Source organism: Flagellimonas sp. 2504JD4-2 (assembly GCF_053642935.1).
The window spans coordinates 235,745-250,643 of the sequence record NZ_JBSIOV010000005.1 but is presented as its reverse complement, the minus strand read 5'-3'; the positions used below and the strand labels follow the sequence as shown (position 1 = coordinate 250,643).

General features: G+C 41.5%; 16 protein-coding genes. All 16 read right to left on the bottom strand.

Annotation, left to right across the window (positions count from 1 at the left end; genetic code table 11):
* Positions 1-25: 25 nt before the first annotated feature.
* The 16 genes from ACULLH_RS18140 to ACULLH_RS18065 all read right to left on the bottom strand — a co-directional run bounded on the left by ACULLH_RS18140 (position 26) and on the right by ACULLH_RS18065 (position 14,848).
* Entirely contained in the window at positions 26-487 is a 462-nt protein-coding gene (locus ACULLH_RS18140) for a DUF4259 domain-containing protein (protein WP_454090159.1), read from the bottom strand.
* Positions 488-658: 171 nt separating this feature from the next.
* Positions 659-1,942 (bottom strand): argininosuccinate lyase, encoded by a 1,284-nt coding sequence (argH, locus tag ACULLH_RS18135; RefSeq protein WP_454090158.1) that lies wholly within the window; start codon positions 1,940-1,942, stop codon positions 659-661.
* Complete coding sequence (locus tag ACULLH_RS18130; protein ID WP_454090157.1) at positions 1,939-2,352, bottom strand: ACT domain-containing protein; 414 nt, start codon at positions 2,350-2,352, stop codon at positions 1,939-1,941. The genes argH and ACULLH_RS18130 overlap by 4 nt, the downstream gene beginning before the upstream one ends.
* Before the next feature lie 7 nt (positions 2,353-2,359).
* Entirely contained in the window at positions 2,360-3,436 is a 1,077-nt protein-coding gene (locus ACULLH_RS18125; RefSeq protein WP_454090156.1) for a M20 family metallo-hydrolase, read from the bottom strand.
* Positions 3,433-4,212 carry an acetylglutamate kinase gene (gene argB / locus ACULLH_RS18120; protein ID WP_454090155.1) on the bottom strand — a complete coding sequence of 260 codons (780 nt, stop codon included), beginning with the start codon at positions 4,210-4,212 and terminating at the stop codon, positions 3,433-3,435. The genes ACULLH_RS18125 and argB overlap by 4 nt, the downstream gene beginning before the upstream one ends.
* 1 nt (position 4,213) lies before the next feature.
* Entirely contained in the window at positions 4,214-4,963 is a 750-nt protein-coding gene (locus ACULLH_RS18115) for an SDR family NAD(P)-dependent oxidoreductase (RefSeq protein ID WP_454090154.1), read from the bottom strand.
* Positions 4,964-4,968: 5 nt separating this feature from the next.
* The gene (locus tag ACULLH_RS18110) at positions 4,969-5,910 is read right to left on the bottom strand and encodes an N-acetylornithine carbamoyltransferase (protein WP_454090153.1); all 942 of its coding nucleotides are present in this window, start codon (positions 5,908-5,910) and stop codon (positions 4,969-4,971) included.
* Entirely contained in the window at positions 5,907-6,668 is a 762-nt protein-coding gene (gene proB, locus ACULLH_RS18105) for a glutamate 5-kinase (protein ID WP_454090152.1), read from the bottom strand. The genes ACULLH_RS18110 and proB overlap by 4 nt, the downstream gene beginning before the upstream one ends.
* Before the next feature lies 1 nt (position 6,669).
* Positions 6,670-7,866 carry a glutamate-5-semialdehyde dehydrogenase gene (locus ACULLH_RS18100; protein WP_454090151.1) on the bottom strand — a complete coding sequence of 399 codons (1,197 nt, stop codon included), beginning with the start codon at positions 7,864-7,866 and terminating at the stop codon, positions 6,670-6,672.
* Entirely contained in the window at positions 7,863-8,990 is a 1,128-nt protein-coding gene (locus ACULLH_RS18095) for an aspartate aminotransferase family protein (protein WP_454090150.1), read from the bottom strand. Before ACULLH_RS18095 ends, ACULLH_RS18100 begins: the two co-directional genes overlap by 4 nt.
* Positions 8,991-9,113: 123 nt before the next feature.
* The gene (proC, locus tag ACULLH_RS18090; protein ID WP_454090149.1) at positions 9,114-9,908 is read right to left on the bottom strand and encodes a pyrroline-5-carboxylate reductase; all 795 of its coding nucleotides are present in this window, start codon (positions 9,906-9,908) and stop codon (positions 9,114-9,116) included.
* 12 nt (positions 9,909-9,920) lie between these two features.
* Positions 9,921-10,895: an N-acetyl-gamma-glutamyl-phosphate reductase gene (gene argC / locus ACULLH_RS18085; protein ID WP_454090148.1), complete on the bottom strand. Its 975-nt coding sequence runs from the start codon at positions 10,893-10,895 to the stop codon at positions 9,921-9,923.
* Positions 10,888-12,078, bottom strand: a complete 1,191-nt coding sequence (locus ACULLH_RS18080) for an argininosuccinate synthase (protein WP_454090147.1) — start codon at positions 12,076-12,078, stop codon at positions 10,888-10,890. The genes argC and ACULLH_RS18080 overlap by 8 nt, the downstream gene beginning before the upstream one ends.
* Entirely contained in the window at positions 12,075-12,689 is a 615-nt protein-coding gene (locus ACULLH_RS18075; RefSeq protein ID WP_454090146.1) for a GNAT family N-acetyltransferase, read from the bottom strand. The genes ACULLH_RS18080 and ACULLH_RS18075 overlap by 4 nt, the downstream gene beginning before the upstream one ends.
* Positions 12,690-12,906: 217 nt before the next feature.
* Positions 12,907-14,271, bottom strand: a complete 1,365-nt coding sequence (locus ACULLH_RS18070; RefSeq protein ID WP_454090145.1) for a mannosyltransferase — start codon at positions 14,269-14,271, stop codon at positions 12,907-12,909.
* Between the two features lie 118 nt (positions 14,272-14,389).
* Entirely contained in the window at positions 14,390-14,848 is a 459-nt protein-coding gene (locus ACULLH_RS18065; protein WP_454090144.1) for a GyrI-like domain-containing protein, read from the bottom strand.
* Between the last annotated feature and the right edge of the window lie 51 nt (positions 14,849-14,899).

Below are 14,899 nucleotides of genomic sequence, written 5' to 3'. Positions count from 1 at the left end.
AATGTTCAATGAAAATCGAGGATTTCTAATTTATTTCATTGTTTAGCTTACTGATTAGACTTTCCAAGTGCTCTTTCCACCTCTCATAAGAAGCTGATTCTTTCTTCAATTCGACATATTCTCTTATTCCGTCCTTATCTGGTTTTTCATTTTTTATGTCAGTCAAGCACCGCAAAATGAATTCAATTGATTTTTTGTCAGAATGAAAATGGGTTTTCTTGCGCAAGGAGATTTTCTCATCTTCGTTGTCGTAGTCCAACTCCCCTTTTTCCTTATATATTATCAATAATTCAGCAACTGAAATTGCCGTGTTGTCATAGAAGTAATCAATTTCATCGCTGTCCTTGCCCAGAAGGCCTTCTTCGACGAAAGAAGAGACTATTTCGGAAAGTACCAATGCTGTTTTTCCTGAATAAAGATCTTCTAAAAATTCAATGACGTCCAATCCATTATCACTTTCCAATGCTTTTATTCCCCAAGATCCCATTTTTGATATCCTTTTAGTTAAAAGGATATAAATCCGTCATAATAATTTATATCCAAGGACGCTGAATCATCATCAGCATATAAAAGTGAATTTGCGGAACTTTACCTTAAAAGGGTGACTAGAATTGACGGATAGGACGTGCGGATTGACAACTGATATCGATTAACTTTTTTATGCGAGCACTCTTTCTATTTTCGAGCGGATCTCCGCCAAACACAAATTTCCCAAACTACCTTCATGCGTATGGTTGATATCCTTTTTTGGAGTAAAAGTACCTGCTTCAATATCCTTGCCCATGGATTTATAGGCATCTCTAAAGGGCATTCCGCTTTTTACCAATTCATTTAAAGTATCAACACTGAATAGATAATCGTACCTGGGGTCATCTAGTATTTTGGTGTTTACTTGGATTTCCTTCAAACTAAAAACCATCATTTCCAGACAGGCTTTGATATCCTGAATTGCGGGCACAATAACCTCCTTTACCAATTGTAGATCTCGATGGTATCCACTGGGCAAATTATTGGTAATCATGGTCAATTGGTTGGGGATGGATTGAATTTTATTGCACTTGCCCCGAATCAATTCAAATACATCCGGATTTTTCTTGTGTGGCATTATGCTGCTTCCCGTGGTGAGCTCATCAGGAAATGATATGAAGTCAAAATTTTGACTCATATACAAACAGATGTCCATTGCAAGTTTGGATAAAGTAGCGGCAATGCTCGAAATGCCCAAGGCAGTGGCTTTTTCCACCTTACCCCTACCCATTTGGGCGGCAACCACATTATACTTTAAGGTCTCAAAGCCCAATTCCGTTGTAGTGTAGTTTCTATCAATAGGAAATGAACTCCCGTACCCCGCGGCGCTTCCCAGGGGATTCTGGTCCGCAATCCGATAAGCTGCCTGTACAAAGTACAGGTCATCGACCAAACTTTCGGCGTAAGCTGAAAACCAGAGTCCGAATGAAGAAGGCATCGCAATTTGTAAGTGGGTGTAACCTGGCAACAAAACGGATTGATGCTTTTCTGCTAAATCAAGCAAAAGGTCAAAAAGGGATTTGACCTCGGCTTTGATCTCTGCCAATTCATCTTTCAGGTAAAGCTGCATGGCCACCAAAACCTGATCGTTTCGGGACCTAGCCGTATGGATTTTTTTACCGGTATCCCCCAGTTTCTGTGTCAGCAAAAACTCAATTTTGGAGTGCATGTCCTCAAAGTCATCTTCAATGGTAAATACCCCATCTTCTATGCATCGGGCTATCTTGTCCAATTCCAGTATCAAGTTTTTGGTTTCATCCTCGGTGATCAAACCTACTTTGCCCAACATTTTTGCGTGTGCCTTGGATGCTATAACATCATATTTTGCGAGTAGTAGATCCAGTTCACGATCGTTACCCACCGTAAAATGGTCTATTTTTTTATCCGTGCTAAAACCTTTGTCCCAGAGTTTCATTTTTTCAATTTGTAATGGTTCATTAATCCCAATAAAATTTCCATTGCATCCTTGGCATCTTGCTTGTCCACAAAAATATGATCGTGGTAATATGCTGCAACCACATTACAACTGATTCCGTTATTTGCCAAAGTATTGGAAATTGCTGCCGTAAAACCGACCGCTTCTAGGGCCGAGTGAATGTTCAAGGTAATACAGGATGCTATATACCCATATTCCAGGTTTAGATCGTCCGCCTTTTCTTTTTTTAAGATCAGCGTAATCCCTTCCTTTTCCTTAAAAATGCCATGAACATGCGAAAGATTGAAAGGGTAGGTGTGATCTACACTTATAAAAACATAGTCCCCTTCGTTAAGAATGGGCTGCATTTTGGACAGTATGGTCGATAAATCCGTTTCTCCCGTCATCATTGCATTTTTATAGTTCAATTAAGAATCCTGAAAGAATTTTGATATATAGGTCTATTCCTTCTTCAATTTCCTTTACATAGATAAATTCATTGGCCGAATGTGAGCGCGTGCTGTCTCCAGGCCCCAATTTTACCGACTGACAGCTCAAGGCCGCCTGGTCTGATAATGTAGGGGAGCCGTAGGTGCTTCTACCCAATGCGATTCCGCTCTTCACCAAATCGTGGGTCGGGTCAATGGCCGATGAATTCAATCGTAGGGAACGCGGTGTTATTTTGCAGGGTGCCTCCTTATCCAAAATATCGGCAATTTCTTGATTCGAATAGCAATCATTCACACGTACATCTACGACCAAATCGACTTTCGCGGGAACAACATTATGTTGATTTCCTGCATTGATTTGGGTTACTGTCAATTTTACCTTGCCCAAAGCTTCGGATTCTTTTTCAAAAGAGCAATTTTTAAACCAGTTCAACACTTCGATGGTATTGTAGATGGAGTTATTGTCATTTGGATGCGCCGCATGGGAAGGTGTCCCCTCTATCACCGCGTCAAACACGATCAATCCTTTCTCGGCTATCGCCAGGTCCAGTAAGGTGGGTTCGCCCACAACAGCCACATCGATTTTCGGGAGAATGGGCAAAAGACCTCGCAAACTTTTTTCACCGGCGCTCTCCTCTTCTGCCGTGGCCGCCATAATTATATTGTGGCTCAAGTTCTTTTCTTCATAAAAATGGACAAAAGTGGCCAAAAGGGAGACCAAACATCCACCAGCATCATTACTTCCAAGACCAAACAATTTTCCATCTTCAATATGTGGGTTGAAAGGGTCTTTGGTGTACGCGGAATTTGGTTTCACCGTATCATGATGCGAATTCAGGAGCAATGTGGGCTTACTCTCATCATAATACTTATTGAAAGCATATATGTTGTTGAACTGTCGTTGTGTCTCCATTCCAAAGTCGGACAGCCATTTTTGAATGGTATCACCAGTTTTGTCCTCTTCTCCAGAAAAAGAAGGAATTGCAATCAGTTGTTGCAATAATTCCAGTGCCTTTTGAGTGAGCTCTCCTTGATTTGGTTTCATAACGTTAAGGTCGTAAAATTTGAGGTGGATTTTTGTAGCATATCATAATCGCCAATGCACACCTGTTTTACATTATTTTGAAGGGCATGGAAACAATTGTGCATTTTGGGAAGCATACCATCGGCGATAACGCCTTCTGCCAATAAGGTCTCGTATGTCTTGGAATTGATATGTTGAATCACTGAATGCTCGTCTTCAACATCTCGAAGGACCCCTTTCTTTTCAAAACAATAGTATAGTGTCGTCTCAAATTCAGATGACAAGCCAATCGCCAATTCCGAAGCAATGGTATCCGCATTGGTATTGAATAATTGTCCCTTGCCATCATGTGTCAGCGCACAAAAAATAGGGGTAAAGCCTGCCAGCAATAATTTTGAGATTCCGTTTGAATTTACACCGTCAACATCTCCCACCCAACCGAAATCGACCTCTTTTATGGGTCTTTTATGGGCGTGAATCGCGTTGGCATCTGCACCGCTCATCCCTAGGGCATTGCATCCCAAAGCTTGCAATTGGGCCGTAATTTTTTTGCTGACCAATCCGCCATATACCATAATGGCCACATCCAAACTTTGGGCATCGGTAATTCGTCGGCCATTGGTCATTTTTGCTTCGATACCTAATTTATTTCCAATTTCAGTGGCTTTTTTGCCACCACCATGGACCAATATTTTATGTCCATCCATTTGGGAGAACAGTCCAAGGATATTGGAAAGACCCTTTGGGTCTTCTATGATATTCCCACCAATTTTTACTATGGAAAGTGTTTGTTTCATGTCAAGCATTTAGTATTCCTCCATCAATGGTCATGGCCGTTCCGGTAATCCATGATGAATCGTCCGATAATAGGAAGAGCGCTAGTTTAGCAACATCTTCCGGGGTGCCTAATCGTTGCAATAAGGTAGCGTTTGCAGCATCTTGAACAGCTGCTTCTGGATTTTCAAAAGCTTTGGCCGAGTCCCAAATCAAGGGAGTGTCCACTGGCCCGGGGCACATGGCATTGACCCTGATTTTCGGGGCATATTCGACCGCCATTTGCTTCATTAGCGCAACTGTGGCACCTTTTGTGGCACAATAGGCTGGATGGTTTGGAAAACTCTTATAAGCGGCAATGGAAGCATTGATCAAAATATTCCCTTTCTCAGCATTTTCAAGATGGGGGATGGCATATTTCGAAATGTAAAAAATGGAACTTAGGTTGACATCCAAAGTATTTTGCCAAGAGGAAACAGGGAGCTCTACCACATTTCCTAATCCCAGAATACCGGCATTTAAGGAAAGGATATCCAACTTCCCGAATTGGTCAATCGCAGTTTTGACCAGTTTTTCGTTGTACTCAGGCTTGGAAACATCCCCAGGAACGAATATGGAACCTTTGAGTGTCTTAGCCAAGTCGTCACCCCGCTGCTGACTTCGACCAGATAATATCAATTTGGCGCCTTCAGCATGTAACATTTCCGCAATGCCCTTGCCCATGCCGCTGGTGGCACCGGTAACAATACATACTTTGTCTTTTAATTTTGCCATTGCCCTTATTTTATGGATTCCAAGATTTTCTTAAGTACAATTTGAGCTGAATAGGTTCTATTATTTGCTTGTTCAATGACCAAGGATTGGTCGCCGTCCAGAACCGCATCTTCAACAACTACATTTCTTCTTACAGGAAGGCAGTGCATAAATTTCGCTTTTCCCAATTTTTTTGCCGTGATCATCCAGCTCGAATTCTGATTCAAAACCTTTCCGTAATCGGAATAACTGCTCCAATTTTTCACGTAAACAAAATCAGCATCCTCCAATGCTTTTTCTTGGTCATGTTCAATGGTACAACCTTTGGTAATTTCAGGGTCCAAATCATAGCCCTCAGGATTTGTAATCACAAAATCTGCATCTTGTAACCGCATCATCCTGACAAAGGAATTTGCCACCGCATGGGGCAAAGCCTTCGGATGTGGCGCCCAGGACAAAACTACTTTTGGTTTGGCCTTGGAATTGTTTTCCGCTAAGGTAATGGCATCGGCCAAAGCCTGCAATGGATGTGCAATGGAACTTTCCATATTCACAATAGGGATGGAAGCGTATTTGGCAAAACCGTTCAAAACTTCTTCGGCTTCGTCTTTTTCTTTATCCTCTAATTTGGCAAATGCCCTAATTGCAACAACATCACAAAATTGGGATACTACCTGCGCCGCCTCTTTGATATGTTCTGATGTACCTTGATCCATAACGGTCCCATCACCATATTCCAAGGCCCAGCCCTCACTACCAAAATTCATGACCATCACATCCAAGCCCAAATTCATGGCTGCTTTTTGAGTGCTCAGACGGGTTCTAAGGGAATTATTGAAAAATAACAGGCAAATGGTTTTGCCTTCTCCGAGTGCCTTGAATTTTTGAGGCACCGTTTTCAAAACTTTGGCCTCTTCCACACATGTCGAAAGATGGTCAATATCGTTTATGGAGAGGTAGTGTTTCATGATGTAATTTTTGTATAGTATATTAAATCCTCTAGTGCATCTTGAATGAAATTTTCATTCAAACCGTTAACAATCCAGGTTTCGATTCCTGCATGTTGTGCTATAGTGGCGGCCTCGATTTTGGATTGCATGCCTCCAGTTCCATGGGTTGATTTCCCATTGCCGATTTCCTTATTTAAATTTTGAAGGTCACTAACTGTTCGGATAGTCTTGGGTTGATTATCACTTAAGGATTCTTTTGTATAGATTCCATTGGTGTTGGTAGCAATCAATAATAAATCGGCTTCCAACAAAGCGGCAGTAAGGGCGGCTAACTTATCATTGTCACCAAATTTGATTTCATCCGTTGCCACGGTATCATTCTCGTTGATTATTGGAATGAAATTATTGGCCACCAAAACATTGATGGTGTTTTTAATATTCACTTTTGAGTCCGCATTTTCAAAATCGGAATACGACAGCAGACATTGCGAAGTGAGCAAGCCCAATTCCCTGAAACTTTCTTGAAAAATTCGCATCAAATGTGGTTGCCCTATAGCGGCCAGGGCCTGTTTTACATTGATTTCTGGACCTGAATGTTCCAACTTTACGAATTGTTTGGCAGCAGCAATTGCCCCGGAACTTACAATGATAAATTCATATTTGGAGGAAAGTTGGGCGATTTGCCTTCCAATATCCTCTACTTTTCCGCGAGAAATTTGGTTGGTCTCTTTCGTTAAGGTGTTCGAACCTATTTTAAGCAATATTCGTTTCTTCATCTTATCTAGTTTGACCATTTCCGGTTACATACCACTTGTTGCTTACCAAATGTTGAAGACCGATAGGCCCTCTTTGGTGCAATTTATCCGTACTGATGGCAAGTTCTCCCCCCAATCCAAATTGACCTCCATCGGTAAATCGGGTAGAGGCATTATGGTAGACGGCGGCAGAATCCACAGATTGCATAAAGGCTTCCGCTTTCTTATTGTTTGCTGTGATGATGGCTGCTGAATGTCCACCGCTATAGGTATTTATTTTTGCAATGGCTTCGGTAAGATCAGCCACTTGACCGAGTACAATTTTGTAATCCAAAAACTCTTCGTACCAAATGGATTCATCATCTATTTCATTGGTGTCTGATAGACTGGAAAGGGGTTTGTCCGTTAGAATCTGAAACTTGTCCTTTTTAAGTTTTTGGGCCAATTGGGTCAAAAACTCCTGTTTTCTAGGTAAATCGGCGGCAACAAGAACTTTGTCCAAAGCATTACAGGCCGATATTTTGGTGGTTTTCGCATTGAGGATAACCTCCAAAGCAATTTCTAGGTCAGCCTCAGAATCGACATATAGGAAGTTGTTTCCACGACCACTTACGATTACCGGACAGGTAGCATGTTGTTTTACAAACGCAATGAGTTTTTCCCCTCCTCTTGGAACAATCAAATCGATTTTTTGTGAGGGATGCTCCAAAAAGCTTTGTGTTTGTGCACGGTCAAATTGTAAATAAGTGACCCAATCTGTAGAACATCCATGTTCTTCCAATGCTTTGTGCCATAATTGAACCAACACGAGATTGCTGTTAAGGGACTCCTTACCACCCTTCAATAATATTTTGTTCCCGGATTTGAATGCAATTCCTGCAGCTTCGATGGTCACGTCCGGTCTGGATTCATAAATAATCAATATGGTGCCAAAGGGTGCTGTTTTATTGCTGATGTGGATTCCATTTTCATGGGTAAATTGAAAACGTTCAACACCCAAAGGATCTTCTTGCGATGCGAGTTGTTGCAGTGATAACACCATACTATCAATTTTTGAGGTATCCACTTTTAATCGGTCTCCCATTGCCAAATCTTCCCCTGAATAACCGTCAAGGTCCTTTTTATTGGCTTCCAGAATTTTGGATTGTTCCAACTTCACCAGTTCTGACATTGAGGTCAAAACAGCATTTCGTTTTTCTATGGATAATAGCAAACTCATTGTAATTCTGCTTTTAATGCTTCAAAAAATAGGTCGATATGTTCTTTCGTGATATTCAATGCAGGGAGAATTCGAAGCACATACTTGTCTTTTGCCCCTCCAGTGAACAGTTTCTGGTTGAAAATCAATTTTTTTCGCAATTCGGCCACTTCAAAATCAAATTCCAATCCTAGCATTAATCCTCTTCCCTTAATCTGTTTTACTTGGGGAATTTCCGCTGCTTTTTCTTTGAAATAATCTCCCAACGCATTGGAATTCGATACTAAATCTTCATCATCTAGCACTTCCAAAACAGCCAGGGTCGCAGCACAGGCCAAATGATTGCCACCAAAGGTCGTCCCCAAAAGACCATAGGACGCCTTAAAGGATTCGTGAATCAAAATACCACCGACAGGAAAGCCGTTCCCCATGCCTTTGGCCATTGAAATGATATCGGGCTGAATATTGTGATGTTGAAAAGCGAAGAATTTGCCACTTCTTCCAAATCCACATTGAATTTCATCAGTAATGAACACTATGCCCTTCTCCTTGGATTTTTTCGCGACAAATTGAATGAACTCCGTCGTAGGTTCGTCCAAGCCTCCAATACCTTGAATGGTTTCTAGAATCACGGCGCAGTGGTCATTGGATTGAATTGTACTTTCAAAAGCATCAAAATCGTTCAGTGGCAAAAAAGTAACTTCTTGCTGAAGATTGATTGGAGCATTTATCGACAGGTTGTCGGTTGCCGCTACCGCCGCTGAAGTCCGCCCATGAAAGCCATTTTTAAAGGCAATGACCTTGGATTTTCCAGTGTGGAAGGAAGCCAACTTTAAGGCATTTTCATTAGCCTCCGCTCCGGAATTGCACAGGAAAAGGTTATAATCTTCACATTGTGACAATTTCCCCAATTTTTCAGCCAATTGATGTTGCAAGGGGTTTTGAATGGAATTGCTATAAAATCCAATCTTATCCAGTTGCTCTTTAAGCCGATTCACATAATGTGGATGGGAATGTCCAATGGAAATCACAGCATGCCCTCCATAGAAATCAAGATATGTCGAACCTTTGTCATCAGTTACCTCAATACCCTTTGCAGATACTGGGGTTACATCATAAAGCGGATATACATCAAATAGTTTCATCTTTTTAATTTGTCATTCCCACGGAGGTGGGAATCTATTTATTTAGATCTCGACAGCCCCTTCGCAACACTTCGACAGGCTCAGTGTGACATTGCTCAGGATGACATCTTGACCTGACATTTATTATCCTTTTCTGATTTTACTTATTTTTTCAAACGACGTTACGATACCTCGGATAAGCGACGAACTCAATCCTTGGTGTTCCATCTCGTTCAACCCTTCTATAGTGCATCCTTTGGGGGTGGTTACACGGTCAATCTCCTCTTCAGGATGGTTTCCTGATTCAATTAACAGACTAGCGGCCCCATTACAGGTGTGCATGGCCAGTTCTTGGGCTTCCTTGGCATCAAAACCTAATTGAATTGCCCCTTGGGTCGTAGCTCGAATCAAACGCATCCAGAAAGCAATACCGCTGGCGCAAATTACCGTTGCCGCCTGCATCTGTTCTTCTGGAATCTCTAAAGTATGTCCCATTCGATTGAAAATGGCCTTGGCCAAATCAATTCGTTTTTGACCTAATTTGTTACTACAGATACAGGTCATGGAATTTCCAACAGAGATGGCTGTATTGGGCATGCTTCGGATGATGTATTTGTCATCTCCAATAATTTCCTCAATCTTTGAGATACTGAACCCGGTTATGGTGCTGATGATGACATGGTTTTCGGTCAAAAGGTCTTTCACCTCTTCCAAAATGGAACTGAAGTGTCCAGGTTGAACAGCAAAAATCAAAGTATCTGAATTTTGGATGGCCTCTTTGTTATCTGTGGTTACGGTAACATTGCCATACTTTTCAAAATCCTTGATTTCCGATGTGTTTCTTTTGGTAAGGTACATGGTTGTGGCTCCATTACTGTGTAAAACACCTTTTGCTATGGACAATCCCAAATTTCCCGCTCCTATGATTGCTATTTTCATCTGTTTATTTTTTTAAAACACTCCTGCTTTTAGTTGTAATCCTTGTGTTTCCTCCAATCCAAACATCAAATTCATGTTTTGCACAGCTTGTCCGGAAGCTCCTTTCAATAAATTATCGATGGCAGAGGTTATCAATAGAGTATCCTCGTGCTTGTATAAATGCACATGGCATTGGTTGGTATTTACCACTTGTTTTAGGTGGATGGGTTCATCTGACACGTGCGTAAAGACATCATCTTTGTAAAAATCATGATACAACGCTTCGGCATCTTCCGAGCTACCATCGAATTGGGTATAACTGGTGGCTAGGATACCTCTGGTGAAGTTTCCTCTATTGGGTAGAAAGAACAATTTTCCTGTTTCGTTTCCAAAAGAATCCAAACTTTCCCCGATTTCACCCAAATGCTGATGGGTAAAGGGTTTGTACCACGAAACATTGTTGTTCCGCCAACTGAAATGGGAGGTGGATGAAAGTCCAACTCCTGCTCCTGTGCTGCCTGTCACTGCATTGACGTGCACCTGATTTTGTAACAAACCGGCCTTTGCCAAGGGAAGCAATCCTAATTGAATGGTAGTAGCAAAACACCCGGGGTTTGCAATATGATCTGCCTTTTCAATACTTTCTTTTTGCAACTCGGGAAGACCGTAAACAAAGGTTTTTCCTTGAAAAGTGGCATCAGCTTTCAACCTAAACTCATTGCTTAGATCCACAATTTTGGTTGCGGGATCAAATGAGTTTTCCTTTAAAAATTTTGATGAATTGCCATGACCTAAACATAGGAACACCACATCCACACTGGAATTTACCTTACCAGTGAATTCCAAGTTGGTCACACCCAATAAATCTGCATGGGCAGCGGTAATTGGTTTTCCAGCCCTTGTGGTACTGAACACAAAATCTATTTCCGCTTCTGGATGGTTTAGGAGCAATCGAATCAATTCGCCTCCGGTGTAACCAGAACCTCCTATTATTCCTACTTTAATCATGATGTTGGTTTACATGGTTAGCAATTTTCCCGGGGTTGGAAAGAATCTTGATAAATCCTTTGGCGTCATCAGCGGTCCAACCTTTGTTCATCTCGCCATAACTTCCGAAGGAAGCATTCATCAAATCATGCGGAGAGGAGACGCCATCCAAATCGAATCGATAGGGATGAAGGGTCACAAAAACATCCCCGGAAACATTCTTTTGGGTATCTGCCAAAAACGCTTCGATGTTCCGCATAACCTCATCCAAATAATTTCCTTCATGTAATAGCATTCCATAGAAATTGGCCAGCTGCTCTTTTTGGTACTGCTGCCATTTGCTCAAGGTGTGCTTTTCCAAAAGGTGATGTGCTTTAATAATAATTAAGGGAGCAGCGGCTTCAAAACCGACCCTTCCCTTTATTCCAATTATGGTATCACCCACATGAATGTCCCTGCCAATGGCATATTTGGAAGCTATACTCTCAAGTTTCTCAATATTATCCACAGGATTTCCAACTTCCCCATCCACAGCGACAAGCTCACCTTTGTTGAAAGTCAATGTAAGTTTCTTGGAACTTTGTTTCTCCAGTTGACTTGGATAGGCGGTTTCAGGAAGTGGTAAATGCGAGCTAAGGGTTTCGTCTCCACCTACCGAAGTGCCCCACAACCCCCTGTTAATCGAGTATTTCGCTTTTTCCCAGGGATAGTCCACTCCGTTCTGCTTCAAATATTCGATTTCAGCTTCCCTGGACAATTTGTTGTCCCGGATAGGAGTGATAATCTCTATCTCTGGGGCAATGGTTTGGAAAATCATATCGAACCGAACCTGGTCGTTCCCTGCACCTGTGCTTCCATGGGCGATGTATTTGGCTCCTATTTTTTTGGCATAGTTTACAATTTCAACGGCTTGAACAATTCGCTCAGCACTTACAGAAAGAGGATATGTGTTATTTCTGAGCACATTTCCAAAGATGAGGTACTTCACCACCTTTTCGTAAAAGTTGGAAACGGCGTCCAATGAGGTATAGGAGGTGGCTCCAAGTTCCAAGGCTTTTTGTTCAATTTCCTTGATTTCGGTTGGGGTAAATCCACCTGTGTTCACGCTTACCGCATGCACCTCGAAACCTTCTTCTTTTGAAAGTGATTTAGCGCAATACGAAGTGTCCAATCCACCGCTATAGGCCAATACTAGTTTTTTCATTTTGTTTTCTTTTTTAGGAACAGCGTTTCCTTTATGCTTTTTAATCGTTTAAAAGCTTTTCCGTTTAATTTTTTCGATTCGGGTTTTTGACTTTCAGGGTCGTACAACATTCCGGTGCAGAGACACATATTTCTTTCCGTTCGGGTCAGGATGTCAAAATTCTTGCAGGTCTGGCATCCTTTCCAAAACTCCGGATCATCGGTCAATTCAGAAAAGGTAACCGGTTTGTAACCGAGTTCGTAGTTCATTTTCATGACGGCCAAGCCCGTGGTAATCCCAAAAATCTTGGCATCTGGGAACTTTTCTCGTGAGAGTTCAAAAATGGCCTTCTTTATTTTTTTGGCCAGTCCCTGTTTTCTATAATCGGGATGTACTATGAGTCCTGAGTTGGCCACAAAATTTTTGTTCCCCCAAACTTCAATATAACAGAAGCCCGCAAAGGTATCCCCATCGAGGGCGATTACCGCATTGCCATTCTGCAACCGTTTTATGATGTACTCAGGGGTTCTTTGGGCAATACCCGTTCCACGAACCTTTGCTGATTCGGTGATGGTATCGCTGATTGTCTGGGCGTATTTAAAATGTGACTCGTTAGCAACTAAAATTTCCATTGCTATTTGATTATTGACTAAAAACTGAAAATTGATTTTGTGATTTTTGCGGAAATGGACTCACCTATTTCCATAACTGATGTGCACCCTTACGGGCGACGGCGACGAGTGAATGGACGTACTGGAGCAGGGATGCTCAATGGAGTTAATATGTATTCTTGTCCTTTCATTATGGGAATAAAAGTACAAATTAATTCCAATCGACCTAGATTGGCCCTTATTTTTTGAAGAAATGTAACTTTTTTCCTCCTTTAGCCATGATTTCATAAATCAAGAAGCCAATAACCGCGATATACTCAATGGCCAACAGCCACAAACTTTCATCATAATCGGGGTTGGAATAGGCCCAATAGCTCAGGATAACAAACAGGGACCACACTATTGCGTAGCGATATTCCGTGAAGATGGTGAGCACCAAAAGAAAAATAACATACCATGGATGTACCGTGCTTGATAGCAAATAATACAGGGTAAGAACCACCAGCATTGATGTTATCAACGTACTAAGGTTTTCGTTTTTTCGAAGGAAGGCGATCAAAACCGTCGATGCTACAACGATTAATGCAATCAATTTACCATAGTCTTTGACCAGGATCCATGCTTTCGCATCAAAAAAATTGACCCCAAGGTGCTTCACTAAATTGTAAATGCCTGCATTAAATTCAAAATTGGAAAACCAAAGCCCTACTGTTTCGGAATAGTTGTCCACAAATACATTCGAGTAAAAAGGAAGGAGGAGAAGGACGCTACATATGCCTACGACCAGGTAAAAGAGCGTACTTTTTTTGAATCCAAAGTATCTGACAAAAAGGGGTAAAAACAAAATGGGCACCAATTTGACCATTATCGACATGGCATAAACAGGTGCTGCGGCCAGCCATTTCCGCTCCGCGATCAAATACATGGACCAGACGAAGAAAAATAGCATTACCCCTTCAAAATGAAGATTCCCTGTTAATTCGATAATGACCAATGGGTTTAGGAAGTACCAGAAAGCCATGTGGTTGGATTTGTTCAATTTTTGAAGCAATTTTCTGCCGAAGTATAAAATGCCCAAATCGGCCAAAATAATGGTCAGGCGCATAATAATTATTGAGCCGAGAACACTTCCACCTCCCAAAAAAGCGGCTATGGTAAATACAATTTGATTGAGTGGGGGGTAGTTGCTAAAGTGTCTTGCGCTCAAACTCCCCATACCATCGAAAAGCTGTTGGGCATTGGCAATAGGTAAATGGGATTGTGTAATCAACTTGTTCGGAATATTCAGGTATGGATTGATGCCGTTTTTTATCAGTTCCCCATCCCAAATAAAACGATAGAAGTCTTGCGAGAGATTTGGTTCGGCAAGCAGCAAAACCAATCGAAACAGTATTCCTGAAATCAATAGAAACTTAAAGTTCCATTTTTGGAATTGAATGAGTTTGTAATGAAGAATGAAGAGGGCAACGAAGAGACTCAACAACTTTGGAAAATCTGCCCGATTTAAATCATAGGCAAGACTGATATAAAACAGGATGCTTCCCAATGATAATAACAAAGGGATTTTATGAAGTTTCCAAAGTTTTATGATGTCACGGGGCATTGCCAACCAGCATTTCTAAGGTCAGCAAAAAATATAAAAATATATTGGATTGAAGGCAATACCCTGCCATGTATTAGAAACAAATTTTCCGTATCCATGACAGGGCAATATGTATCCCTTATTGAGTGGCAATCAAAATTTCTGCCTCTCCGTTGGTGGGGTCAACGGCCTTTTCCCCATAGACTTCGATATCGGAGGTATAGGCTCGATTAATATCGGTTTTCCATATATCCATCCAAGTGTTGATGACAGCATCTTTGGTAAGGTCGCCCTTGGCAACGAACTTGGTGTAATTGGATTCGGGAATCATTTTGACCGTCATATCCTCTGGAATGTTATCAAGACCCGAAACATTACAGCCGATAACAATGGTATAGGGTTGGGTATGGTCCCCTTCATAATCTGTATAGATGGCATAAAGCGTATCGTCCACTTTATTTGGAATTCGGTTGAGGGTGTTCTCCGCGATAAATTTTTCCCAGAGTTGTGGAATGTCCCTATCAGCTTTTCCACGATCGTTGGAGGTTCTTGCGGCTAATCCAACGATAGTCAATGCATCTCTTTTTGTGCTTGTCATGATAAATACTTTTTTAAGGTTTACGCAAAAATATTAGCGGTTTATGACAAG